Source organism: Corynebacterium halotolerans, assembly GCF_050107895.1.
GTDB lineage: Bacteria > Actinomycetota > Actinomycetes > Mycobacteriales > Mycobacteriaceae > Corynebacterium > Corynebacterium halotolerans_B.
Window position 1 is genome coordinate 119,571 of the sequence record NZ_JBNILW010000006.1, and the last position, 25,836, is coordinate 145,406.

The 25,836-nt window shown below is 67.5% G+C and carries 18 protein-coding genes and 1 tRNA gene; 5 read left to right on the top strand and 14 right to left on the bottom strand.

The window, feature by feature from the left end:
• Positions 1-57: 57 nt before the first annotated feature.
• The 6 genes from ACQCVD_RS07815 to argS all read right to left on the bottom strand — a co-directional run bounded on the left by ACQCVD_RS07815 (position 58) and on the right by argS (position 9,640).
• Positions 58-2,433, bottom strand: a complete 2,376-nt coding sequence (locus ACQCVD_RS07815) for an ATP-binding protein (RefSeq protein WP_426823171.1) — start codon at positions 2,431-2,433, stop codon at positions 58-60.
• Positions 2,433-3,086 carry a response regulator gene (locus ACQCVD_RS07820; protein ID WP_426823172.1) on the bottom strand — a complete coding sequence of 218 codons (654 nt, stop codon included), beginning with the start codon at positions 3,084-3,086 and terminating at the stop codon, positions 2,433-2,435. The genes ACQCVD_RS07815 and ACQCVD_RS07820 overlap by 1 nt, the downstream gene beginning before the upstream one ends.
• Positions 3,087-3,320: 234 nt before the next feature.
• On the bottom strand, positions 3,321-5,594 hold the full coding sequence (locus ACQCVD_RS07825) for a sensor histidine kinase (RefSeq protein ID WP_426823173.1): 2,274 nt from the start codon (positions 5,592-5,594) through the stop codon (positions 3,321-3,323).
• 4 nt (positions 5,595-5,598) lie between these two features.
• Positions 5,599-6,252, bottom strand: coding sequence for a response regulator (locus ACQCVD_RS07830; protein ID WP_426823174.1), 654 nt, complete (start codon positions 6,250-6,252; stop codon positions 5,599-5,601).
• A gap of 385 nt (positions 6,253-6,637) precedes the next feature.
• A complete protein-coding gene (lysA, locus tag ACQCVD_RS07835; RefSeq protein WP_426823175.1) occupies positions 6,638-7,987 on the bottom strand; it encodes a diaminopimelate decarboxylase in 1,350 nt (449 codons plus the stop codon).
• A complete protein-coding gene (gene argS, locus ACQCVD_RS07840) occupies positions 7,988-9,640 on the bottom strand; it encodes an arginine--tRNA ligase (protein ID WP_426823176.1) in 1,653 nt (550 codons plus the stop codon).
• A 227-nt stretch (positions 9,641-9,867) separates the two neighbouring features.
• On the opposite strand from argS, the gene ACQCVD_RS07845 reads away from it, so the two are divergent.
• On the top strand, positions 9,868-11,424 hold the full coding sequence (locus ACQCVD_RS07845; RefSeq protein ID WP_426823177.1) for an alpha/beta fold hydrolase: 1,557 nt from the start codon (positions 9,868-9,870) through the stop codon (positions 11,422-11,424).
• A 114-nt stretch (positions 11,425-11,538) separates the two neighbouring features.
• A tRNA-Arg gene (locus tag ACQCVD_RS07850) sits at positions 11,539-11,614 on the top strand.
• Between the two features lie 68 nt (positions 11,615-11,682).
• On the opposite strand, the gene ACQCVD_RS07855 is transcribed toward ACQCVD_RS07850, so the two are convergent.
• Positions 11,683-11,898 carry a PspC domain-containing protein gene (locus tag ACQCVD_RS07855; protein ID WP_426823178.1) on the bottom strand — a complete coding sequence of 72 codons (216 nt, stop codon included), beginning with the start codon at positions 11,896-11,898 and terminating at the stop codon, positions 11,683-11,685.
• 117 nt (positions 11,899-12,015) lie between these two features.
• Positions 12,016-12,510, bottom strand: a complete 495-nt coding sequence (locus ACQCVD_RS07860; protein WP_426823179.1) for a MarR family winged helix-turn-helix transcriptional regulator — start codon at positions 12,508-12,510, stop codon at positions 12,016-12,018.
• Between the two features lie 244 nt (positions 12,511-12,754).
• Between ACQCVD_RS07860 and ACQCVD_RS07865 the strand changes: the two genes are divergently transcribed.
• Entirely contained in the window at positions 12,755-13,294 is a 540-nt protein-coding gene (locus ACQCVD_RS07865) for a YceI family protein (protein WP_426823180.1), read from the top strand.
• Between the two features lie 67 nt (positions 13,295-13,361).
• On the opposite strand, the gene ACQCVD_RS07870 is transcribed toward ACQCVD_RS07865, so the two are convergent.
• Positions 13,362-13,994 carry a response regulator gene (locus tag ACQCVD_RS07870; protein ID WP_426823181.1) on the bottom strand — a complete coding sequence of 211 codons (633 nt, stop codon included), beginning with the start codon at positions 13,992-13,994 and terminating at the stop codon, positions 13,362-13,364.
• Positions 13,979-15,127: a sensor histidine kinase gene (locus tag ACQCVD_RS07875; RefSeq protein ID WP_426823182.1), complete on the bottom strand. Its 1,149-nt coding sequence runs from the start codon at positions 15,125-15,127 to the stop codon at positions 13,979-13,981. The genes ACQCVD_RS07870 and ACQCVD_RS07875 overlap by 16 nt, the downstream gene beginning before the upstream one ends.
• Before the next feature lie 110 nt (positions 15,128-15,237).
• On the opposite strand from ACQCVD_RS07875, the gene ACQCVD_RS07880 reads away from it, so the two are divergent.
• Positions 15,238-15,999: a CPBP family intramembrane glutamic endopeptidase gene (locus ACQCVD_RS07880; protein WP_426823183.1), complete on the top strand. Its 762-nt coding sequence runs from the start codon at positions 15,238-15,240 to the stop codon at positions 15,997-15,999.
• Positions 16,000-16,004: 5 nt separating this feature from the next.
• On the opposite strand, the gene ACQCVD_RS07885 is transcribed toward ACQCVD_RS07880, so the two are convergent.
• From ACQCVD_RS07885 to ACQCVD_RS07900, 4 genes are read right to left on the bottom strand one after another with little or no spacing between them, the layout of a single operon-like run.
• Positions 16,005-18,605, bottom strand: coding sequence for an AAA family ATPase (locus tag ACQCVD_RS07885; RefSeq protein ID WP_426823184.1), 2,601 nt, complete (start codon positions 18,603-18,605; stop codon positions 16,005-16,007).
• Between the two features lie 5 nt (positions 18,606-18,610).
• Positions 18,611-19,741 carry a metallophosphoesterase family protein gene (locus tag ACQCVD_RS07890; RefSeq protein ID WP_426823185.1) on the bottom strand — a complete coding sequence of 377 codons (1,131 nt, stop codon included), beginning with the start codon at positions 19,739-19,741 and terminating at the stop codon, positions 18,611-18,613.
• Positions 19,742-19,783: 42 nt separating this feature from the next.
• Positions 19,784-20,590: an SWIM zinc finger family protein gene (locus tag ACQCVD_RS07895; protein WP_426823186.1), complete on the bottom strand. Its 807-nt coding sequence runs from the start codon at positions 20,588-20,590 to the stop codon at positions 19,784-19,786.
• Entirely contained in the window at positions 20,587-23,655 is a 3,069-nt protein-coding gene (locus ACQCVD_RS07900) for a DEAD/DEAH box helicase (RefSeq protein WP_426823187.1), read from the bottom strand. The genes ACQCVD_RS07895 and ACQCVD_RS07900 overlap by 4 nt, the downstream gene beginning before the upstream one ends.
• A 517-nt stretch (positions 23,656-24,172) precedes the next feature.
• Here ACQCVD_RS07900 and putP point away from each other — a divergent pair.
• Positions 24,173-25,771 carry a sodium/proline symporter PutP gene (gene putP, locus ACQCVD_RS07905; RefSeq protein ID WP_426823188.1) on the top strand — a complete coding sequence of 533 codons (1,599 nt, stop codon included), beginning with the start codon at positions 24,173-24,175 and terminating at the stop codon, positions 25,769-25,771.
• Positions 25,772-25,836 lie beyond the last annotated feature (65 nt).

Below are 25,836 nucleotides of genomic sequence, written 5' to 3' on the forward strand. Positions count from 1 at the left end.
CCGAAGTTGAGAAATATATAAATTAAATCTCATCCTAAGTCCTGGCGATGCAGGATACTATCCCCCGTTTATCCCGGTCTCCCCAGCGGACGGGACGCCGCTTTCCCGGTGATGGGGTACCGCGTGCGGCTCGGTCTCCGGGGTTGGGGTGTCCCGCGACCTCTCCACGGGGATGAGCAACTGCCGCGATTGAAGCTCGTCTCCATCCGTGTCGCGGGCGGCGTGGATGGTGGCGTAAGTCGCCCGTCCGGCCGGGAAGATCCGGGCGGTGACCTCCCCCTCCGCTGTGACCAGCAGGTCCTGGAGCTGACGGTGCAGCTCAGCGTGCGCCACCGGCTGTGGTGCCGGATCCACGCCGTGGACGTCGCTGCGGTCATCGCGGAGCCGGACCGTGACCCCGCGTTGACGGGCCTGCCAGACGGCACGGCTCGTGTCCGGTTCACTGAACCGCGGGGAGCGGATGCTGTCGCGCAGCTGCAGTTCCAGCAGGTGTGCTCCGCAGATCCGCTCCCCGACCGGGAGACCGGGATCCAGCACCTCGTCCAGCTGCCGCTGGAGCCAGGTGACCGATTCTGAGATGTAGCTGCGCCGGGAGGCCGCCACCGCCAGGTCGGTGTCCTCGCCGATATCCTCGACCAGCCCTGATGCCATCACCTTCATCAACCGGTACAGGGCCAACGGCACAAGCGTCCCGGGCACCAGGAGCGTGGCCAGCCCCATCATCTTCGACACCGTCAGGTAGTCCGCGACCTCGCTGTCCCGGGTGAGCCACAGCATCGCGGCCCCGCCGGCGAACATCACCAGCCAGGCCACCCCGGGCCGGCCACGGATGGCCAGCAACAGGCACAGGTAGGCGAATACCGAGGCATACCAGAGCGGCGGCCACCAGGCTGAGAGCCCCACATTCTCCAGGCTCGCGAGGACTGCGAAGGCAACCAGGCCAAACGCCACCACGAGGGCGGGCCGCCACGGCAACCGGTTGCTGCGTCCCTGCACCAGACCGGCCAGGACGATCCCCGCCAGCACCAGAGACGCCACAAACCAACCCGGTCTCTCCGAGTGATCATGCCCGAGCCCTTTGAGCAGGATCAGCGCCCCGGCGGCGAGAGCGAAGGCCGCGTTGAAGGTCTTGCGCAGGTCAAACATCTCCCGGACCTCATCGGCAGGCACGCCCGACGCCGGCACCACGGACTCCTGGTGACGCCGCCACCACAAGGTGATGCGCGTACCCTGGCCAGGCTCCGTATCGATCGCCGCGGCGAGCCCAGGCGCGGAAGCCATGCGCCCGAGGATGGCCACCCGGACCCCGGCGCGCTCCGGATCGATGTCCGCGACGCGGAAGCCGGGGCCGTCGTCGGAGATGGTCACGTGCAGCGAGGCACCGTTCCCCTGTTTATCCGTGCGTACCTGGATCTCGGCCCAACGGCGGGCCTGCGGGGCATGGCGCAGGCTGTTGTCCAGGGCGGCGACGGCGGCGTCGGTGATCAGGCTGAGCGCCTCCGCCGGCAGGAAGGCACGGGTGGGGATTTCCGCGGGCAACCCGAGCGGCATCTCCGGATCCAGCCGGCGCAACGCCTGCGACAGCTCCAACACCCCGCGGCCCATGTTGCTCGGCAGGGGCTGCGCCATGTCCATTGTCCCGGCCGGTGGATCGACCTCCAGGCGTTCCGGGGCGATCAGACCCCGCCGGATGCCGTCCAGATGCTGCAGCACGCGGTCGTGGACGTAGCCCAGGAACCGGGTTTCCGTGTCCAACAGCGCCTTCGACCGCACCATCTGCAGGTTCTCCGCGTAGCGCCGGCCCGCCTCCTGGTCGATCTTCTCGGCTGACCGCATGACGGAGTTGATTAACAACAGGAAGGGCAACACCAGCAACAGGGCCCACAGCGCCTCGACCAGGTTGGAGATACTCGGCGGGATGCCCTGGTGGGTACCACTGACCACGGCCAAGGTGGTGATCGCCAGGGGTAGACCCAGACGCACCGGCACCGACAGCATCAGGAAGATGGCCGGATACGCCGCGTAATCGGCCAGGTGGAGGGACTGCAGCGCGGACCCACCACTCAGCAGCCCGATCACGTGGCAGGCGACGGCAGCGAGGTAGACGCCGCCGGCGATGCGGAAGCTCGTCACATACCACGCCCACTGGTGACGGATCCCGGCGAAGATGACCAGCAGCGCAGCCGCGGTCAACAGCAGGCCCACCCAGGTGTCCACCCGGTGCAGGGACCAGGCCGCCGGATCCAGGATGACCTGCCAACGACCGCGGGTCACCAGCAGCATCACGAACAGCCCTGTCCCGCCCAGCAGGGCCACCGCCCGGAGGATGAGTGTCAAGGCACGGCGACGGCCGTAGCGTTTCTCGACGGCCGCGGCCAGCACCCCCGGCCGACGCAGCGGCGCGGGGGCGAAAAACTCGGGCGGGAGGTCCATCACTCATGCGGTCCGGGCAGGAAACCATCCTCCTGGGCACGACGGAACAGATCCACCTTGGTCACCGCCGGCCGGCCCGCCAGGGAGTACTTCACCCGGATCCTGCTCAGATAGTCCTGGACGGTCTCCTGGGACAGTCCCGTCTGCACGCCCACCTCCCGGGCGGAGACGCCCATGGCATAAAGCTCCACCACCTCCCGCTGGCGCGGGGAGAGTTCCACCGCGTCCAGCAACGGGTCCGAGTCGATCAGCCCGGCCCACTCGGAGGTGGCGAAGGTCTGCCCGGCCGCGGCCACCCGCAGCGCTTCCAGCAGCAGCTCCGGCTCCGCGGTCTTTTCCACCAGCCCGCAGACCCCACCGGCCATGGCCCGCCGCATCAGGTAGGGGCTCTCCAGGGAGCTGTAGACCAGCACGGGCATCCCGGCTTCCGTGAGCTGGAGAACATTGTCCAGCGGATCCGAGTCCTTGCCCAGCCGCAGGTCCAGGAGCACGACGTCGGCCTTCGGCTGGTTCGGGTTCGCCAGGTGGGCGAGCACCTCGGGCATGGAGTGGTACTTCCCCACCAACTCGATGTCTGCGGCACCGGCGATGATCCGTTCAATGCCCAGGAGGGCAACCCGATGATCGTCGACCGCGACAACATTAATGTTCATGGGGCAAATGTTAACACCATAGGTTCAGATTGTGGCTACCTTTTCGAATCCGTCCCGGCATCCGGGGCACCCGGTGTTTGAGCTGGCAGCGGGTGACAAACGCCGCGGGGGAGGGTTCCTTTTCCGTCTGCCGGACAATGTGCGACACCCCTGCCGCCGCGCCCTGTTTCGGACATGACGGGTAGCAGAAACCCGGGCATGGTGTGGCACTCCTCCCCCGGTCCCCGGAGTTTCTCACCCCACTTCAATCCGCTCCACCTGTTCCCCCGCACTGATGACGACAGTGCCGTAGCGGCCCCGGCCGGGCGGCAGGATCCGGGCCGTCACCTGCTGCGTGGGGGCGTTTCCACGGTCCTGCTCGAGTACCCGGATCAGCGTGTCCCGCAGTTCCTCGGCGGCAGCACCCGGTTCGTGGCCACCGCCGTCATCGAGCAGGCGAACCCGGGTACCGCGGGCACGGGCGTCCCAGACCGCCCGGTTGACCCTGGCGGAATCGAAGTTCGGGGAGCGGATGGAATCCCGCAGCCGCAGTTCCAGCAGCTCCCCATTCGCCCGGCGCACCGGCTGCGGCAGAGCGGGATGGAGGGCGGCGAAGACCAGGTGCCTCACCCACCCGGCGGAATCTTCGATGAAGCTGGTCTGGGTGGCGACGGTCTCCGTGGCGGTCGCCCGGTTGCGTCCGAGTTCCAGGGCCAGCGGCAGTCCCCGCGTGGTCAGCTTGACCATGCGCGGAATCAGGACGGCGGGAATCAGCACGATGCTCATGGGGGCCAGCACCGCGGCCCCGGTGGCGGGGGTGTTCAGGCCGAAGGCGGTCAACACCTCCGCCAGGATCAGACACGCCGCCCACGTCAGCGCCACCGTCACAGCCCGGTCACGCAGCGCCAGATAGGTGCACAGGAGGATGAACACCCGGGCGAACCAGGCGTGGGGCCAGGTTTCGGCGGGGACCGAGAAATCCAGGATGGCGGCCAGGAAGAAGACGAGGATCGCCAGCGCGGTCACGGCGCTCGCCCGCCCGGGCAGCCGCAGCACTCTGCCGGTGGTCAGCGCAGCCAGCGCGAGACCTGCCGCCGCCAACGACAGCGTCCAGAACAGCGGCTGGCCGTGTTGATTGTTCAGACCAAGGCCCAGGAACACCAGCCATGCGATGACCGCGTTGCGCGGCCGGAAGATCCGCCCCACTCCCAGCAGCTCATAGACACCCGGCACGCTGACCTCGTCGACCGTCTCCCCGTCCGCCCGCGGCCCATCAGGTGCCCAGGACAAGGCCACCGTGGTGCCGTCCCCCGGAGCGGTGTCCAACAGCAGACCGCAACCATCGGTGGTCTGCATCCGTCCGGCCAGGGCCACCCGGATCCCGGCACGGTCAGCCGGAATGGCCGCAGGATCAAAGCCCGGCCCCTCATCCCGGACGGTGACCGTGACTCCGGTGCACCTGGTTCCGCTCAGGTTCACCGCCACATCCAGGAAGGCAGGGGCGCCGGGGGCGTGGCGGCAGGTGTTGACGACGGCCTCCACGGCGGCGTCGTGAAGCACGGCAGCTGCGTCCGCCGGGATGGTCGTCACCTCCGGCACGGCTCCGGGGACGGTGACCCGGATATCCGGCGCCTCCCGCGCCACGTCGTCGACCAGATCCGCCACGACTCCAGCCAGTGACACCAACGCGGCCGGTTCCGTGACCCGCGGCTCCAGCGCGGCATCACGGGCGGCGGTGTCCTCTGGGGTGATGACCCCGCGGCGCAGTCCCGCCAGGTACGTCAGGACCCGGTCGTGCAGGTGCGCCAGGAACCGGGTCTCCAGTTCCGCCAGGGCCTTCGTCCGCGCCACCCGGGCCGCGAGGCGGTGGGCCCGCGTGGCCATCTCGTCCAAAAGGCGGGAGGCGCTGCGTCCGGCCTGCAACAGCAGCAGGAAGGGCAGCATGAGCAATTCGGCATGGGCGATCTCCAGGATCAGAGTGAATCCCGGCGGGGTACCGAGGTTGAAGGTGGCGGCCACCGCGATGATGACCACCGCCACCGGTGTGGCGACCCGCACGGGAAGGGCCGTGACCAGCATCGCCGCCGGCAGTCCCACATAATCACCCAGGTACATGCCCGCCAGCGGGGACTGTCCGGTCAGCAGGACAAAGCCCACGTGCACAGCCAGCACGATGCAGTAACTGCCTCCGGCACCCAGGAAGCTGAAGAGGTAGAACCGTTCGCGGTGCAGGACGGCGGCGATGATGACCGCGATCGAGGCGGTGATGAACAGTCCCCACACCACCTGCCATGCCGGGCCATATCCCCCGGAGGAGAGTCGACCCAGCGCCATGAAGACCAGCCAGGGCACGGCGGTGCCCAGCGCCACCACCCGCGACAGCGCCAGGGAGGCGGTGCGGAGCCGGTGGAAACGCTGCGCGGCGGCGACGGACAGCTCACCGGAGCGCCGCAGGGGCGCGCTGTCGAAGAAGGATTCCGGGAAGTCCGTGCTTACCGACGCCCGGGGCTCCCCGTCCGAGGTAGCCATGCGGTCAGCTCTCGAGCGGGCCGGGCAGATAGCCGTCCTCCTGGGCCCGCCGGTAGAGGTCGATCTTGGTGCGCACCGGCCGTCCGGCGAGGGCGTACTTGTGCCGGATCCGGTTGATGTAGTCCTGCACCGTGTCCGTGGACAGCGACGTCAGGGCGGCCACCCGTTTGGCGGATTCCCCGGAGGCGTACAGCTCCAGCACCTCCCGTTGACGCGGGGAGAGGTCGACGGTGCCCAGGCGCGGATCGGAATCGATGATCGCCGCCCAGTCCGCCGAGGCGTAGGTGTCCCCGGCGCAGATCGTGGTGATGGCCTGCACCACCTCCGCGACCGGGGCTGACTTCTGGAGGACGCCGGCGGCGCCGGCCTGCAGCGCCCGACGTGCCAGGTAGGGGCTCTCCAGTGAGGAGAAGATGAGCACGGGCACATTCAGTTCGAGGAACCGCGCGACGTTGTAATAGGGATCCGAGCCATCCGCGAGCCGCAGATCCAGCAGGACCAGGTCCGTCGCCTCAGGGTGAGCAGTGATGAAATCACAGGCCTCATCGACGGTGGCCGTGGCCGCGGACACGGCACAGCGGCCGTCCGCATCCAGGATCGTCGAGATTCCTGAGAGCGTCACCTCATGGTCGTCCACCGCGACGATGTTGTACTTCATGTTCCTGAGCCTAGGTATAAACGGTGACATCCGGCCCTCGCGTGCGGGAACGGGTTTTCGAGGATCTGCGAAGTCCGGATCTTCCACAGCTCTGCCCTGCACCGATGACGAATTCCAGCGGATTGTGGCTCAACGGAGACTCCCCCGTTGGTGTGTGGGTGAGTTTCGGAGCGATACCTTCAGGGCTCGTGGCACCTACACCATCTCTCAGCGTTTTCTTCTGGCCTGCAGGGCCTCTGCTCAGTAGCGGTCTTCCTCCGGCCCTCCGGAGTACCGGCGCCACCAGTCACAAGCGGGTCGCGGACGGTCATCCTCCAATGGGTGAGGCGCCGCGACTTAAAAAGTCACGGCGCCTTCGACCTGGTCCGGTGCGGGGACGCCCCCTCTACACCTCCAGTGCCAGCAGATCCTCGATGGTCTCCCGGCGCAGCATCGGCTTGATCAACCCGGCCCGCACAGCCACGACCGCGGGGCGGGTGAACTGGTTGTAGCGCGAGCTCATGGCGTAGCAGTAGGCGCCGGTGGCGGCCAGGGCGACCAGGTCACCGGGCTTGATGTCATCCGGGTACTGCTGATCGTGAATCAGGATGTCGCCGGATTCGCAGTGGGACCCCACCACGCGGGAGGCCACCGGTTCCCCGTCGACGAACCGGGAGACCACGCGGGCGTCGTACTCCGAGCCGTAGAGGGCGGGCCGGATGTTGTCGGACATGCCGCCGTCGACGGAGATGTACCGGCGGGTGGTGTCGTCGTCGACGTGGACGTCCTTGATGGTGCCGACCTCGTAGATGGTGACGGTGGACGGCCCGACGATGGCCCGGCCCGGCTCGACCATCACCTTCGGGGTCTGGATGCCCAGGGACTGGGCGTGCTCGGCGACCTTCGCCCGCAGTTCGGTGGCCACGGCGTCGACGTCGAGGGCTTCCTCCGCCTCGGTGTAGGCGATGCCGTAGCCACCACCCAGGTCCAGGACGTTGACGGTGGCTGCGGCGTCGGCGTCGAGTTCGGCGTGGATCCGCGAGAGCAGGCCCAGGACGCGCTCGGCGGCCAGGGCGAAGCCGTCGGCGTCGAAGACCTGGGAACCGACGTGGCAGTGCAGCCCGACGAGCCGGAGGTTCTCGGCGTTGATCGAGGCCCGCGCGGCCGCGAACGCCGAGCCGGAAGCCAGGGAGAAGCCGAACTTCTGGTCCTCATGGCTGGTGGCGATGAACTCGTGCGTGTGCGCCTCGATGCCGGGCTTGACGCGGATCAGCACCTCCTGGATCCGGCCCTCCCGGGCGGCGATCCAGTCCAGGGTCTCCAGCTCCTGCTCGGAGTCCAGGACGACCTGGGCCACACCCTCACGCACACAGGAGCGCAGAAAGTCCGCGCTCTTGTTGTTGCCGTGGGCGGTGATGCGCTCGGCCGGGAAACCGGCGGCCAGGGCGATGGCGAGCTCACCGGCGGACGCGACGTCGAGGCTCAGCCCCTCCTCGTCGACCCAGCGCGCGATCGTCTTGGTCAGAAACGCCTTGGAGGCGTAGTGGACGTTCTCCCCACCGCCGAAGGCGCGGGCCATGTCCTGGCACCGGGAGCGGAAGTCGTCCTCGTCGACGACGAAGACGGGGCTGCCGAATTCCTCGACGATCTCCGGGAGCGGAACCCCGGCAACGGTGATCACCCCGTCCTCTTGGCGGCAGGCGTTGCGGGGCCAGACGTGCGCGGGCAACTCATTGAAAGCGTCTGCGGAGGTCATCTACATCCTCTCGGGGGCGGTGACTCCAACCAGGCGGAGGGCGTTGGCCAGGGTCTGTCGGGTAGCGGCGGCGAGGGCGAGACGGGCACCGTGAATCGGCGCCGTCTCCTCCCCCGCCTTGGGCAGAATTTGGCAGTTGTCGTAGAACCGGTGGAACACGCCCGCCAGGTCTTCAGCATAGCGGGCGATCCGGTGCGGCTCACGCAGTTCCGCGGCGGCCCTGATGACGGCCGGGAACTCGCCGAGGGTACGGATCAGGTAGCCCTCGTGCTCGTGGGTCAGCAGCGAGTAGTCCGGGTCCTCGAAGTCCACCCCCCGCTCGGCCGCCTTACGGGCGAGCGAGCACAGGCGGGCGTGGCCGTACTGGACGTAGTAGACGGGGTTGTCATTGGACTGCGAGGCCCACAACGCGAGGTCGATGTCCAGGGAGGAGTCCACGGAGGAACGGATCAGCGAGTACCGGGCGGCGTCGATGCCGATGGCCTCCACCAGATCGTCGAGGGTGATGACGGTGCCGGCCCGCTTGGACATGCGCACGGCCTTGCCGTCGCGCAGCAGGTTGACCATCTGGCCGATCAGCACCTCCACCCGCTCCGGGTCGTAGCCCAGCGCCGCGGCGGCGGCCTTCAGCCGGGCGATGTAGCCGTGGTGGTCCGCACCCAGCATGTAGATGCACAGGTCGTGGCCACGCTCGATCTTGTCCACCACGTAGGCGATGTCGCCTGCGATATAGGCGGCGTTGCCGTCGGACTTGATGACCACGCGGTCCTTGTCGTCACCGAAGTTGGAGCTGCGCAGCCACCAGGCACCCTCCGACTCGTAGAGGTTGCCGTTGTCCTTCAGGGTCTGGATCGCCCGGTCCACGGCACCGTTCTCGAACAGGGAGTTCTCGTGGAAGTACACGTCGAACTCGGTGCCGAACTCCTTCAGGGACTCCTTGATGTGCTCGAACATCATGTCCACCCCGGCTGAGCGGAAGGTCTCCTGCAGCTCGGCGGGTTCCTGCGCCAGCACGTCGGGATGCTGCTCGACGACCGCGGTGGCGATGTCGGAGATGTACGCGCCACCGTAGCCATCCTCCGGGGCCGGCTCGCCCTTGGCGGCGGCGACCAGCGAACGGGCGAAGCGGTCGATCTGCTCGCCGTGGTCGTTGAAGTAGTACTCGCGGGTGACCTGCGCACCGGCGGCCGTCAGCACACGGCCGAGGGAATCACCCACGGCGGCCCAGCGGGTACCACCGAGGTGGATCGGCCCGGTCGGGTTCGCGGAGACGAACTCCAGGTTGATCTTCGTGCCGGCGTAGAGGTCGGACTCGCCGAACCTCTCCCCGGCGGCGAGGATCTTGCCCACGATCGCACCCTGCGCCGCGGCGGCCAGCCGGATGTTCAGGAACCCGGGGCCGGCGATCTCGGCGACGTCGATCGCATCGGACTCGGCCAGGGACTCGGCCAGCCAGGTCGCGACCTCACGCGGGTTCTGTCCCACCTTCTTCGCCACCTGCAGTGCCAGGTTGGTGGCGTAGTCACCGTGCTCCGGGTTACGGGGTCGCTCGACGGTGACCTGCTCCGGAATCACGGATTTGTCCAGGTCACGATCGGCGAAGACCGACAACGCGGTGTCCTTGATGAGGGACGATAGATCTGCAGGTGTCATGGGGGAAAAGTGTAGTCGAGCAACCCTGTCCGGGCGGAACTGGGCCGGGATTGCCCGGCGCCTCCCGACCTTCAGTTACCCGTGTTGCCTGTGGTTCGCCTGAGCCAGGAGAGAAGAAAACCCCACCATGATGCGGGAATCCCACAGCGGTACACAGCTTTCCCCGATAGGCTACAAATCGTCCTCTCAACAGAATATGTCTCCGCGAGAACAAGATAAGGCGTTGTATGTCGATGAAAAGAACCGTCCTGGCCGCGCTGACCGCGACCGTCACCGGCCTGACCGGCCTGGGGGTGGCCACCGTGAGCGCGGGTGCCCAGACCGCCCCAGAAATCACCTGGGAGGAATGCCCGTCACAGGTCACGGCCTCCACCGCGGAATGCGGCCGGATCGACGTCCCCATGTACCACTCGGACCCGGACGGCGAACAGATCAGTGTCGGCTTCGTCAAGGTCCCGGCCGCCGGCGAGAGCCGCGGCGCCCTCTTCGGTAACCCGGGCGGCCCGGGCGGGGACGCCTACTCCTACTTTGGCATGCCCGAGGCCCTGGCGTGGCCGGAGGAGATCCGCAACGAGTGGGACATGATCGCCGTCCAGCCGCGGGGCTTGCAGGGCTCCACCCCGGTGCAGTGCGACTTCGAGAACGCCCAGGTGGATCCGGTCTCGCTGTACACGCAGGCCGGTGGCGTGCTGCGCGACATCTGCGAGCAGGGCACGCCGGGCTACAGCGCGTCCCTGACCACGGAGAACACCACCCACGACTGGGAGCTGGTGCGGCAGGCCCTCGGCGAGGAGCAGATCTCCATCATGGGGCTGTCCTACGGCACCTTCCTGGGCTCGGCCTACGCCACCGCCTACCCGGAGCACACCGACAAGGTGGTGCTGGACTCCGGCATGAACCCCGAAAGCGCCTGGAACGCGATCCTGGACAACCAGGAGGAGGCGTACACCTCCACCCTGCACGACTTCTTCGGCTGGCTGGCCGAGAACGACGACACCTACGGAATGGGCGACACCCCGCTGGGCGCCTACCAGGCCTGGTCCAACAAGGTGGTCGCCGAGACCGGCACCAACCCGACGGTCGCCCCGCCGCCGGCCCAGGTCGGCGACCTGCCGCCGGCACTCACTTCCTCCGGACAGGCGGGCGCGGACGCCTACAACGCCGCCAACCCGGGCATCGTCGAGGCTCAGGGGGTGATCAACCAGCTGACGCATCCGGGCGCCAACCAGGCATACTCCCCCACGCTCGCCCTGACCCGGCAGCTGCTGCCGCGCGCCGAGCAGTGGCCCACCCTGGCCGCCGTCATCAACGGCACCGAGCAGGTCCCGGAGACCTCCTTCACCGAGGAGCAGATCCTGTCCGGCAACACCTCCTACTTCATGCAGTCACTGATGCTCTGCAACGAGAACCGGGTGGCCGCCAAGCCGGAGGACATCCCGGACTACATCTGGTCCAACTACATCACCGGTGACATCTTCGGCGCCCCCTCCGACATGTTCAGCTCCGGCGCCGCGTGCGCCGGTGCCGAGCCCGTCACCGACGGCCCCGCGATCAACGGCGACGCCCTGGAGCACCGCCCGCTGCAGATCCAGGCCACCGGCGACCCGCAGACCCCGTACCACGACTCCGGTCGCCTGCACGAGCTGATGGGCACCCAGTTCGTGACCGTGCACGGGCCGGGCCACGGCCACGTGGGGATGGGCAATGAAGCGGTGGACCAGGTCGTGGTGGAGTACCTGCGCACCGGCACCACGGACGCCACCGACCTCCCGGGCCTGGCCTGACCAGGGGCTGAACCGGTGGTCGGCGGCCCTGGGACGGGGAATCCGACCCCGCGTTTAGGTCACTCACCGCGGTGGTGCTAACATATCCAATGTTGTCACCGCGAGGTGATGCCCGTCTCCGTAGCTCAGTGGATAGAGCATTGGTTTCCGGTACCAAAGGTCGCACGTTCGAATCGTGTCGGGGACACCACCAAACACCTGCCCCGCATACTCCGTGGAGTATGCGGGGCAGGTGTTTCGCTGTCCGGCACCGGTTGATTAACGGCTGGCCGGCATGATGAACCAGGCGATCAGGTAGAGCGGAATCAGCAGCTGCACGCCGGGGATCAGGATGCCCGCGATGAAGAGCAGGCGGACCAGCGTGGCGTTCCAACCGTAGGTTTCGGCGACGCCGCCCAGGACGCCACCGACCCACCGGTCGCCGGCGGAGCGCTGCAGACGTCGCTTGTGGAAGGGGACAGGGTTGGTGGACATCAGGTTTTCCTCTCGACTCGTTGACTGGTTTCCAGTGTCGTCGAAAAGGTCCGTCACCACATCAGGTATTCCCCTGATCCCCTCCCTGATCTTCAACCGGAGGACTCCCCTACCGGGCTACTCCTGTTCGAGCCGGTCCCCGAAGCGCTCCGCGCCCGGCACGTTGTCCACCGCCATGATGTCGCCCAGGAATTCCCGCAGCACCGGCACCTGCTCCGGCTTCAGGTGATCAAAGACTAGGCGCCGCACACTTTCCACGTGCTCCGGCGCGGCCAGCTCCAACCGCCGTTGCCCCTCCGCGGTGAGCACCACCAGCACCCCACGGGCGTCGCCCTCACACTTCTCCTTGGTCACCAGACCACGCCTTTCCATGCGGGTGATCTGGTGGGAGGTGCGACTGCGGTCCCAGTCCAACTCGATGCAGAGGTCCCGGAGCCGGAGGCCCGGTGCCCCGCTCTCCGAGAGCGTCACCAGGACCGCGAACTCCGAGGTGGAGAGATCGTTACCGGCTAGGAGCGTCTCGTCCATGCACCGGTCCATCTTCCGGGAGGCCGCGAGCATGAGCCGCCACAGCGCCTGTTCTTCGTCGGTGAGCCATCTCGGAGTTGTCATGCACTTCACCTTAATCACTGATACTGAAGAACTGGAAACCCGAGAATCCTCCCCCATCCTGCGGCCATCGGCCCCGCTATTTATATTCATTCCGGTTCCGGGCGATGAACTGCAAAAATACTTGAAACATCAATCAATTTCCCACAGAGCTGTTGATGTGTCACCAAAATTGCCTATGATGGATGCCAGGTCCTCGGAACGGGGGACGCGGACAACAGAACTCGATTTTCTACAGGAGACTTTCATGAGCAACCTCAACGGCACCTACATCCTCGACACCGCCCACACCGCAGTCGGCTTCGTCGCCCGCCACGCGATGGTGACCAAGGTCCGCGGCAAGTTCGACGAGTTCGACGCCAAGGTCGTCGTCGACACCGACAACCCGGCCAACACCTCGGCCACCGCCACCATCAAGACCGCTTCGGTCAACACCGGCAACGCCGACCGGGATGGCCACGTCAAGGGCGAGGACTTCTTCGACGTCGAGAAGTTCCCGGAGATGACCTTCACCGCCACCTCCTTCGACATCAAGGACGAGAAGGCGGGGACCGTCACCGGTGACCTGACCATCAAGGGGACCACCAAGCCGGTCACCCTGGACGTCGAGATCTTCGGTGTCGAGGAGGACCCGTTCGGCAACACCCGCATCGGCTTCGAAGCTGCCACCGAGATCAACCGCAAGGATTTCGGCATCGACTTCCAGGCCCCGCTGGGCTCCGGCGGCGTCCTGGTCTCGGACAAGATCAAGATCGAGATCGAGGGATCCGGCATCAAGGAGGCCTAAGCACCTCCGGGCAACCCGGTTCCACCGGACCCGCCCCGTCACCGTCCAGGTGTCCGGGGCGGGTTTTTCATTGGCTGCCCCGCAGATAGATCACCGCCACCTGCACCCGGTTCTCGGCAGCCAGTTTCGTCATCACGCGGGAGACGTAGGTCTTGACCGTCGGGAGCGCCAGATGCACGCGGGCGGCGATCGCCTCATTGGACAGCCCCTCCGCCACCAGACCCGCGATCTCCTTCTCCCGCCCGCTCAGGGCAGCCACCAGGTCCCGCTCCCCTGTTCCACCGCTCTCCCCCAGCAGCGTGGTCAGGACCTCCGGATTCAGCGCCGCCTGGCCCCGGGCGGCGGAGTGGATCGCCGTGACCAGACCGGCGGGATCGGTGGACTTGCGCAGGAACCCCCGGGCCCCGGCGCGCAGCGCCGCTGAGATGTCCTCCCTGGTGTCGAAGGCGGTCAGCATGAGCACCGCCGGGCCGTCCACAGGCCACCGGCGCAGCGCCGTGACGCCATCGACGCCCGGCATGCGGATGTCCATGAGCACTACATCCGGCCGCAGACGCGCGGCCTCCTTGAGCGCCGCCTCTCCGTCCCCGGCTTCCCCGACGACGCTCAAGCCGTCAGCGCCGTCGAGCAGCAGGCGCAGCCCGGCACGCACCAACTCCTCGTCATCGGCGATCAGCAACCTGATCACTTCTTCTGCCACGGCACCTCGATCCCGATCCGAAAACCCCCGGTCCTGTCCACCCGTAGTCTCCCACCTGCCAGTTCCGCACGCTCGTGCAGCCCCACCAGGCCGAGCCCCCGACCGGGCAGTGGCGGGGACTGTTCCGCGACCGGGTTGCTCACCCACATCCGGAAGCATGACCCGGTTTCCTCGAAGCTCAACCGCACCGCCTGCCCGGGGGCGTGGGCTCGGGCGTTGCCCACCGCCTCCTGAAGGGTGCGTTGCACCGCATGCCAGGCAAGCGTCGACAGGCGCTCCCGGAGCTCCGTCTCGACGGGCAGATTCCCGTCGGTGGTGATATCGGTGCCACCCTCCCGGGCGGCGACCACGAACTCGGCGATGGAGAAGTCGGGGCCCAGCTCCGTGGTTCCGGTGCGCAGGGCGGTCAGGATCTCGTGCAGCTCGTCATTGGCGTGCTCCGCCTGCTGGCGGATGACCCCGGCGGCCTGCCGCACCTGCTCCGGGGCCAGCTCCTTTCGGTAGTCCAAGGCTCCGGCATGGATGGCGATGAGACTGAGCCGATGCGCCAGGGAATCATGGATGTCGCGGGAGATACGCAGCCTTTCCCCGGCGCGCTCCCCGTCGAACTGCAGTTGGCGTTGCCGGCGGCGAGCCCCCACCTGGTGGCCGACCAGCAGCACCAGCGCGGTGACAACGACGGCGAGGGTCACAGCCGGCGGGTCCAGATTCTGTTCCGGGGACAACAGCAGATCCAGTGAACCGCCGAGCAGGAACGCCAGGGCGGCCACCACCATCGCGCGCGTCTGCTGGGTGGTCCCCACGAGCACCAGGCAGGCGACGGCTCCCGGCAGTCCCAGCGCGGAGGCGCCGCCGAAGAAGATCACCGGCAGCCACCAGCGCATCCGCCGGTTCCGCAGTGCCGGGTAAAGGAAGGTCACCGCGATGATCCCGGCGATGATCTGCAGCAGCAGATAGACGGTGAAGGCGCCGGCCTCGGCGGTGGTGAAGGTGTCCAGTTCCCGCCAGCCGACGGAGGCCGGCACCTGGATCAGCAGTATGAACAGGCCGGATAGCACCAGCCCGCCCCAGACCGCCACCCGCCTCAGCCGGGAGGTGCGCCGCGCTGTCGGTGTCGTCTGTTGTTGTGCCATGTCCCTCAGGATACGACCGCCTCCTACCCCGCCATGTCAGCCGAAAGTATCCCGAAGCGATACCTCCGGCCGCTGTGACCTCCCCGGCACACCACGCAGGATGGGACACCATGGGAATCTCCGCAGTTGAACAACGTACCTCCGACCGTTCCCGGGCCTCCGGACACCTCCGCACCGTCACCGGACGTGACGTGCTGGCGATCTGGGGGATATTCCTGGGCTCTCTGATCGTCATCATCGCCGGAGTGATCCTGCCTCTGGTGGTGGACGGCTTCCCCGGTCTGCTCGGACAGCTGGGCTCCGCCATCGGTTTCCTGCTGTGCCTGTTCGGGGTGTGGTGGGCCTTCCTGCGCCGCGGCTGGACCTGGCTGGATCTGGGATTCCGCTCGATGGGCCGCCGGGGCTGGCACCTGCTCTGGCAGATCCCGCTCACCATCGGTGTGGGTCTGACCGCCACCGCGGTGATCGCCGGGACGCTGCTCGGTCTGGAACCGGCCGGAGACAGCGGCAGCGTGACCGACGCCGCCGCGGAGGGCGCCGGGGCACTGTTCGTGGTGCTCGCGGCGGCCCTCATCCTCGGCCCCTTGTTCGAGGAGATCATGATCCGCCGGATCACCATGGGCTGGCTGGATCGTGTGCTCGGTGCGCTCCTGCCCGCCCGATGGCTGGCGCTCACGCTGTCCACCGTGCTCAGCTCCCTGGCCTTCGCCCTGCTGCACGTGGTGGCACCGGTGGTCGTCTGGACCTTCTTCCTCGGTCTGGGCTGCGCGCTGCTCACCCGGTGGCACCGTTCCCTGTGGGCGGGTTTCCTGCTGCACATGGTGGTGAACACCCTCGCCACCGCCACGCTGGTGTTCGCCCAGTTCGGTTGAGCGGCTCAGCCCGCCGACAGTGCCTTCAGATCCTCGATCCGGTACTCCAGCTTCCCGGTGACCGACTCATAGCGCTGCGGCACGCAGGTCAGCACGAACACCTGGGAAGTCCGGCCGGCCTGACTGAACAGGGCCGCCATCCGGTCCAGCCGCTCGGGGTCGGTCGAGCCCAGGGCATCATCGACGAAGACCGGCACACTGGTGGCCCCCTCCGCCACCAGCCGGGCGATGGCGAAGCGGGTGAGGATCGCCAGCTGTTCCCTGGCCCCGCCGGAGAGTGACTCGAGCGGCACGGAGCGCTCCCCGATGCTGCGGGCCTCCACCTGAAGCTGATCGTCCAGGGAAAACGCCACATCGGAACCGAAGACGGTGCGGGCCAGGGCGGTCAGCTGCTCGGCGAAGGGCCGGGCATAGCGGCTGCGCGCCCGGTCCCGGTGCCGGTCGAGCACCTCACAGAGCACTTCCGCGGCCGCGGCCCGCCGCTCCACCGAGGCCAGGCGTGCCTGCACGGCGGTGAACTCCGACTCCGCCCGGTCCAGCCGTTCGGCCGCGCCGGTGGCCTGCTCGATGTATCCGGTCAAGCGCGCCAGGTCCTCCTTCGCCCGGCTGATCGTCTCCTCCAGGCCGCTCACCCTGGTTTTCGCCCCCGCAGCCAACTGGACGGCCAACTCGAGGTCCACCGCCCTGAGCGCCTCCTCCGCCTCCTCCCGTCGCGCCGCCACCGCGGTGCGCGTGGACTCGGCCTCGGTCACCGCCTGCGCCAGCAGCTCCGCCGACTGGGCCTCCTCGGCGTTCTTGAGTTCTGAGGCCTTGCGGTCGACCGCGCTCTGGGCCGCCTCCAGCCGGGCCTCGAGCACCGTCAGTTCATGGCTGTGCTTCTTCTCCCGCCAGGGTTCGATCCGGGACTCGGCAAGTTTCACCTCTTCCTGGGCGTCGGTGAGCGCCTGCTCCAGCTCGGCCACGGTGTCCTCGGCCAGGGCGACGCCGATCTCCGGGATCTCCGCTGGCTCCGTCTGCTGCAGAGTCTCCAGTTCCCGCCGCAGCAGCACAGGGTCCTGTCCACTCAGGAGTGCGGCGCGTTCCCGCTCCAGGCTCTCGGTGGCCGCATTCGCCCGCCGGGCCTGCTCGTGACGGCGGCGCACCTCGTCGATGTCCGGGCAGTCCAGTTCGCGCAGCAGTCCGGACAACCGACGCTCGGCCTCCTCCACGGTGTCGGCCCCGTGCTGCTCGCCCGGGGAGTATTCGGCGGTGACGGCCCCGATGCGCAGACTGGTGCCCTGAGTCAGCTCGATGATCTCGGGGGTCTGGCCGACCTCGAGGTCCTCGCCGTCGAGGGTGACGGTCTCCGCGGAATCCGCGCGCAGGGTCAACTTCGCGGCCAGCGATTCACGCAGGCGCTGCTGCACCGACAATTCGGTGGCGGCCTCCTCCACCTGGGCCAGCTGCTTCCCGGTGATCTCCGGTGCTTCCCCGACGGCCGCGATCTTCGTGTCAACCTCCGTGACCTTGTCCAGCAGCTCACTGAGCTCGGCGCGCCGGGCCGCGTCCACCACCAACCGGTGGTCCTGCCGGGCGCTGCGCAATGCGGCGGCCGCGGTGTCCTCGTTCTGGCGGGCCTCGTCCAGAGCCGTCCCGAGCTGCTCCAGTTGCTCGGCTTCCTGCTCGGCCTTCTCCTGCACCGAGCTACGGGATGCGGCCTGGGTGTCCAGGGCCTCGCGCAGCGCTTCCAGTTCCCCGCGCAGCACTTCGCGGCGGTCCTGCTCGGCCGTGGCGCGCGCCAGGTCCTCGGTCGCCCGGACCAGTTCCTCGGTCACGGCGTCGAGCCTGGACTTCACCTGTTCGGCCTCGCTGCGGGCCTCCTCCTTTTCGGCCAGATCCGCCCGCGCCTGCGGCAGGGATTGTTCGGCGCGCTCGCGTTCGGCGCTCAGGCGGCTGACGTTGTCGACGTAGCCGGCCAACTGCTCTACCTCGGTGCTGGCCTCGGTGAGCTCCTGTTCCGCTGCCTCGACCTCGCCGCGGATCTTCTTCAGCTCGCCGGCTTCCCGGCCGCCCTTCGTGTAGTAGCGGCGGTACTCGCTCCGCGCGGCCTCGGTGAGCCCGGTGTCCTCCACCCCGGAGCTGTCGGTCTGCCCGTCCAGGGCCTGGGACAGGGACGGAATGCCCACGGCCTGGATACCGGCGTCGACCTCGCCCTGCCGCATGAACAGTGTGCTCAACAGCTGCTCGTCGACGTTCTGGGCCAGGATCTCCGCCAGGCGGTCCTCGGCCTGGTCCCCGGTGTAGTTCTCGGTACGGGGAGCGAGCACGTCGAGGGTGGCGCTGGCCTTGCGGTTGTACTGTTTGGTTACCCGGAGGGTGACCTCGCCGACGGTGACCTTCAGCGAGACGGTGCTCGGTACATCCTGGCCGACGGGCTGGATGGCCTTCACCGGAGCAGCCTTCGACCGGTGCTTGGCGGTGAGCACCGTGTCGATGGCCTCCATGATGGTGGACTTGCCCTGCTCGTTGTCCCCGGCGATGACGATGACGCCGGTGCCGGGAAGCTCCTTCAGCTCCAGGCGGGTGATGGCCTTGAAGTTCTCGATGGTGATGTCGTGGATGCGCATGGTCCTCAGGCCTCCTTGCTCAGGCGGAACAGCAGGTTCAGGGCGTCACGGGCGGCGGGTTCCTCCCGCCGTTCCACCAGCTCGTCGACGGCTGCGCCGGTGTAGCCGCTGAGATTCATCGCCTCGATCTCATCCTCCCCCGGCTCCAGGTGCAGGTCCATCAGTCGTTCCCGCTCATACAGGGCCGCGAAGGCCGGAGCAAGGCGGGTGAGGCCCTGCGTCAACCGCCGGTGGTCGCTCAACCCCAGGGTGCCGCGCAAGGCGTACTTGATCACGGTGCGCGCCTTGTCCGGGTAGGCGCTGAGCCGTGCCAGGAACTCGTCCACGTCCGTGGTGTCCGTCAGCTCAGCGAACAGGGCGTGGAAGGTCCACTGCCCCACCTCGACCTCCTGCACGTCCACCGCGCCGCCGCCGACCTCCACCACGAGCACCTTGCCGGAATTGACCTCCCCACCGGCCACACCGGGGGTCAGGTCGTGGAAGTCGGTGGTCTCCGGGGCGCCGGAGAACCACACCCGGCCGCTGTCGCCCACCGGCTGGGCGGAGTGGGTGTCACCCAGCGCCAGGTAATCGATCGTGCCGTCGGCGAGCTTCTGCTCCACTGACTCCAGATCGATCAGGTCCGGGGTGGCCTCCGCGGCCCGGGAATGGGCCTGCCCGTGGCCGACCGCAATGCGCACCCCGTCGTAGGGGCTGAGCCCCGCCAGGGCCTGCCCCACCAGATCAACGGTGGCGTAGCGGCTGAGCAGCGGTGCCCCGACCAGCTCCACCCCGGCCGAGACTTGCACCGGCTCGGAGTCCGCCAGCACGTGCACGCCCTCGATGCCGGTGGTGCGGTAGAAGATCGAGTCCGCCACCAGGGGGTCATGGTTGCCGGGCAGCAGATACACCGGGACGGGCAGCTGTTTCAGGGCCTCGAGCGCCCGGGCGGTGGTCTGGGCGCTCAACGAGTTCTTCTCGAACACGTCCCCCGCCACCACGATGAACTCGCAGTCCTGCTCCCGGGCCACCTCCCCGAGCCGGGTGATGGCGCGGAGCCGGGCGTCATTGAAACGGGCCTGGGCGTCATCGTCCAGGAAGTGCCGGTCCATGCCGATCTGCAGATCGGAGGTGTGCAGGAATCTGGTGCTGGTCATGCCTCTACTTCTAACAGCTGGAGTGGACATTCCCGCCCGGCACTACTGTCCCCGGGTCAGGTGGTCGTACATGTCCTCGATGTCGGAGACCGCGCGCAGCTGGTCCACCGCGGTGTAGGAGACCAGCTTCATCGCCCGGTGCAGGGCATCGAGGTCGGAGTCCTCGAGCGCGGAGGCCGTCTTCGGGGTCGGCAGGTCCGGCAGCTCGCGGCCGTTCCAGAAGCGTTCATCACTGGAATACGCGGAATCCTGGCCCAGCACCGCGGCCTGCTCACTGACGGCCTTCTCCAACTGCACCAGATCCAGGCCCCGCAGCCGGAAGACCATCATCGGATCCGCGTCCATCTTGGTGGCGGCCACCTCCGCCACGGCCACGGCATGTTTGCAGGCGGTGGCCGAATCCGGGCAGTCGCAGTAGCAGCGGATGTCCTCACCAGGGGCGGTCAGCAGGATCTCCAGCAGTTCCTCGTCGATGTCCCCGGCCTGGGCCTGTTTCAGCCCGTTGGTGGCCTCGGCCAGGCCGGCGGTGACCTCGCTCAGGTCGTCGCCGTTGCGGTAGGGCAGCTGCAGGCTGACGTGGAAGGGCTCATTCTGGGAACCGGCCACATCCGCGTGGATGCGCCCCTGCTGGATGTCGACGCCGAGCACGTTGCCGTTGCGGGCGTAGGAGCGGCCGCGGGTGATCCGGCCCTGGTCGGTCTGGGCGGTCACCGCATTGAGCAGCCACGTGGCGGCGGTGGCCATCCCCGGGGGCGCCGGCGCAGTATGGGACATATCGGGGGTGTCCACCCGGGTCCTGCGGCCGAAGTTCGCGTAGATCACATTGTCCTGCTGCGGACGTTCACTCACCGTGAGGCCTCCCTTCCGCGGTAGCTCATCAGCTCGGCCAGCTCATCGGGGTTGAGCTCGGTGATCCAACCCTCGCCCTCCCCGATGACGGCACCGGCCAGGTGCATCTTCCCGTCGAGGATATCCTGGATCGACTCCTCCATCGTGCCCGCCGTGATCATCTTGTACACCGTGACGTTCTTGCGCTGCCCGATGCGGAAGGCCCGGTCGGTGGCCTGGTTCTCCACCGCGGGGTTCCACCAGCGGTCCATGTGCACCACCACCGACGCCGCCGTCAGGTTCAGGCCCGTGCCGCCCGCCTTGAGCGAGAGGAGCATCGCCGGTGGGCCGTCCGCGGACTGGAACAGCTCCACCATGTCATCCCGGCGCGACTTCGTGACACCACCGTGCAGGAAGGGGATCTCCTCCCCCAGCCGGTTGCTGAGGTAGGGCGCCAACAGATCGCCGAACGCACGGTACTGGGTGAAGATCAACATCTTCTGCCCGGACTCGACCGCCTCGTCCACCAGGCGCATCAGCTCCGCGACCTTGCCGGAACGGTGCCGCCCCTTGATGGTCACGGTGGAACCGTCGCCGAGATAGTGCGCCGGGTGGTTGCAGATCTGTTTGATGCGGGTGATCGTGGCGAGCACCAGCCCGCGCCGGGCGATGCCCTCCCGCTGAGCCAGCTGCTCCTGCACGTTGTCCACCAGGGACTTGTACAGCGCCGCCTGCTCCGCGGTCATGTCCACGGTCAGGATCTGCTCGGTCTTCTCCGGCAGGTCGTCGATGATCGTCGGGTCCGTCTTGAGCCGGCGCAGGATGAAGGGGGCGACCAGGGCACGCAGGCGCTCCGTCATCTCCGGGTTCTCCTCCCGCTCAATGGCCTTGGCGAAGTGGTTGCGGAAGAAGCTGGCCGACCCCAACACCCCGGGGTTGCAGAAGTCCAGGATGGACCGCATCTCGGACAACCGGTTCTCCACCGGCGTACCGGTCAGTGCGACGCGGTGCCGGCTGGGCAGGGAACGCACGGCCTTGGCGGACCTGGTGGTGGAGTTCTTGATCTGCTGGGCCTCATCGAGCACCACGCGCTCCCAGTTGACCTTGCCCAGGTCCTTGAAGTCGCGGGTGACCACCCCGTAGCTGGTGATGACCAGGTCGGCGTCGGGCGCGGCGTCGGCAAGCTGCTCGCCCTTCAGCCGCCTGGTGCCGTGGTGCACCACGGTTTTGAGGGAGGGGACGAAGCGCTCGGCCTCCCTCGCCCAGTTGCCCACCACGGACGTCGGGGCGACCACGAGGGTGGGCCCCCGGCTCCCCTGTTCCTTCTCCACGGCGAGCAGAGCCAGCAGCTGGAGGGTCTTGCCCAGACCCATGTCGTCGGCGAGCACGGCTCCCAAGTTGTTGCGCGACATCCAGTACAGCCAGTCCACGCCGCGCCGCTGGTAGTCGCGGAGCTCGGCGGTGACCGTGTCCGGGATCTCCACCCGGTCCGGTGCGGGGGAATCGGTGCCGCCCAGCAATGAGGTGAACCAGGTGGAGCCGGTGAACTCAACCGGTTCGGCGGCCACGGCCTCCAGCGCCAGCTGGCGGAGCTCGGCGACGGTGACCTCGCCCAGCTGGGAATAGTTGCGGTTGTACTCCTCGCGCCTGGCCTCGACCTCCGCCATCAGCTCCGGCCAGTCGGAGCGGTTCTCGGCCTTGGCCAGCTCGGCCCGCTTGGCCAGCTTGTCCAGTTCCTCGCGCTTGTGCTTCTGGGAGGTCTGGGACAGCTGCTGCATGTAGCCGCTGATCTTCGACAACGCCTGGGGGTCGGCCATGACCCACTCGCCGCGCAGCCGGATCAGACCGGACTTGGAGTTGACCAGCTCGGTCATCTCCTCGTCGGTCAGGTCAACGTCCCCGACGGACAGGCGCCAGTTGTACTCGACCAGCTGGTCCAGCCCGATGGTGGACCTGGTCGCACCCACCGTCGGGTCGCTGGCCTCGGAGGTCTCCAGCCGGGCCTTCGTCTCATAGTTGGACCAGGCCTTGGGCAACATCACCTGGAAGCCGGCGTCCTTCAGGCGGGGGACGTCCCGGCCGATGAAGTCCACGATCTCCTCCGTGGTGAGCGCCACGTCCCAGTCCCCGGAGCCACTGCCACGCACCGCCGGGCGGGTGACCGGGTCCAGCAGCGGGGTGATCTCGAGTGCCCGGCGCTGCCGCTGCCGCAGCTTCTCGACGCTGCCCCGGTCCAGCTCCCCGACCCGGATGGGCACGGGGCTGTCCACGCCGGAGCGCACCTGGACGAGCACCGGCCAGGTCGAGTCCCGCGGGTCCTCCGCCTCGGCCTCCGCGGGGGGCTGTTCGATGATGATCACCAGCTGCAGGTCGACGGAGGTGATCGAGTCCTTCCACTCATTCAACCGCCCCAGCAGGTTCGCCCCGCCGCGGCGCAGGGACCGTGACTGCAGCAGCGCGTCCGTGAATTCATGCCAGGGATAGGGGCGGACCCCTTCCGCGAGATCCGCCAGCAGCGCACTGGCGATCCAGTGCGGCAGGACACCGGTGAGGTCATCGGCCACGATCGGGTTGTTGCGGGTCAGGATGCCCGGCGCCGCGGCCGCCATCTGGGCGATCCAGCCGCGTTCACTCAACCCGGAGGCCAACTGCCACTGCGGCCACCACTGGTCATCCTCGTAGGAGAGCTTGATGGTCACCCGGCCGGCCCGGATGAACCGGGTCAACCCGCCGTACATCCGGATGAGCCAGTACAGGTCCGGCGCGATGGCCAGCCGCTGCGCCTTCGTGGCGGCCGGCGTGGGGTGGTCGAGGAATTCCAGCTGGGAAAGCACCTGGACCGCCTGCTCCGGGGCGAAGGCGGCGGTGGGGATCACCAGTTCAACTTCCCGACCTTTCGGGGTCCGCAGATCGGCGCGGAGGCGATGGCGGAACCTCTTGTCCTGCAGCAGGTGGTCAGCGGCCGGCGGAAAGGTGCCGGCGGGTACCCCACTGGGCAGCACAACACGGTGTCCGCTCACCTGTTCAATCCACAAATGGAGTCCGGAACCCCTGATCCAGAGTCCATGCAGCAGGTGAGAGGTCATAAGGACATTTCTACCAGTCGCTCCGGACACGCTGCCACGGTGGGCGAAGTTGACGGCGCCACCGGTACTCCCGTCTCAGGACCGCGCCGGTGGAGGGGCCTCCCACCACCGCACCGAGATCCCGGACAGGGTTTCTAATGCACCACAGATTTCCATCATCGCAGCTCACCCCCAGGTGGTGACACACAGCACCAAAAGGCGCCGGAGACTGTGATCGTTACACGTTTGTAATAGTGGCAGGTGAATACCGCGAAACCGGCAAAACCTGAGCACACAATGAACACAATGCGTGCCGCCGCGTTTGAGGACGCACCCGACGGCCCCCTACCGTCGAACGGTGCTCCATTCCGCTGCAGCGGGCGGCACAGCCGCCTACGGTATGTGATATGAGCCACTTATAATCAGTAGACTCACCTGTCCACGAACCGCATCTGCGGGCATCGGGACGATGCGGCGCCACACTCCCGGCACCGCATGATCCCGGTGCCCGCGACGCGACACTAAGGAGGAGGAACCAGTGTCTCAGACAACCTGGTTCGTCATCGCCATCATCATCTACATGCTGGCGATGTTGGCAATCGGTTACTGGAGTTACCGGAAGACCGACAAATACGACGATTACGTTCTCGCCGGCCGCGGCCTGCACCCCTTCGTGGCCGCCATGTCCGCCGGCGCCTCGGACATGTCCGGCTGGTTGCTCCTGGGCCTGCCGGGCGCCCTGTTCGTCACCGGCATGTCCGAGCTGTGGATCGCCATCGGCTTGACCCTGGGCGCGTGGTGCAACTGGAAGTGGATCGCACCACGGCTGCGCTCCTACACCGAGATCGCCAATAACTCGATCACGCTGCCGTCCTTCTTCGAGAACCGGCTGCGTGACAAGTCCCGTGCCCTGCGCGTGGTCTCCGCACTCATCATCATCTTCTTCTTCACCTTCTACGTCTCCTCCGGCATGGTCTCCGGCGGACGGTACTTCGAATCCACTTTCGGCGGTGACTACCTGGTGGGTCTGATGCTCGTCGGATTCGTCACCGTCGCCTACACCTTCATCGGTGGCTTCCTGGCGGTGTCCTACACGGACACGGTCCAGGCCGTGATCATGTTCGCCTCCCTGATCCTCGTTCCGGTCATGGCGCTGTTCGCCCTCGATAACCCCTCCGACATCTTCTCCTGGGCCACTGAGAACCCGTACGGTCCGTGGGAGTCCGGCAACGAGACCTACTTCAACATGTTCCAGGGCGTGGCCCTCACCGCCATCATCGGCAACCTCGCCTGGGGTCTCGGCTACTTCGGCCAGCCGCACATCGTTGTCCGCTTCATGGCGCTGCGCCGGCCCTCCGAGGCGGTCTCCGGCCGCCGTTACGGCATCGGCTGGATGCTCATCTGTGTCATCGGCGCCACCTTCACCGCTCTGATCGGCACGGTGTTCTTCTCCCAGAACCCGGACATCGCCATCACGGACCGTGAGGCCTTCGAGACGATCTTCCTGGACATGGCCCGCATCCTGTTCCACCCGTTGATCGCGGGTCTGGTGCTGACCGCGGTGCTGGCCGCGATCATGTCCACCATGTCCTCCCAGCTGCTCGTCGTGTCCACCTCGTTGATCGAGGACCTGTTCAAGATCTTCCGCAAGAACCAGCCGAGCGAGTTCACGCTGATCAACCTTTCCCGCACGGCGGTCGTGGTGGTCGCCATCGTGGGCGCGGTGCTGGCCATCAACCCCAACGACTCCATCCTGGGACTGGTCGGCTTCGCCTGGGCCGGCTTCGGCTCGGCCTTCGGTCCGCTGATGCTCGCCGCCCTGTACTGGAAGCGGCTCAACGCCGCCGGTGCCCTGGCCGGCATGATCGCCGGTGCCGCGGTCTCCGCGGTGTGGGGCCAGTTCTTCGGCGACCTCATCTACGAGATGGTCCCGGGCTTCATCATCGGTGGCCTCGTGATGATCGTGGTCACCCTGATCACCAGCCCCCCGGTGCCGGAGGTCCAGGACGAGTTCGACGAGGCCGTCCGCCTGAACCACGTGGCCCTGAAGAACCCGGAGATGGACATCACCGCCGCGAAGGCCAAGCTCGACGGCGAAACCGTCACCGACAAGGTCGACTCCCGCGAGGTCCGGTAGCAGCCACCCTGCCCCACCTCCCCTCCCCGTTCCGGCTCCCGCCGGGGCGGGGATTTCCGTTTCCC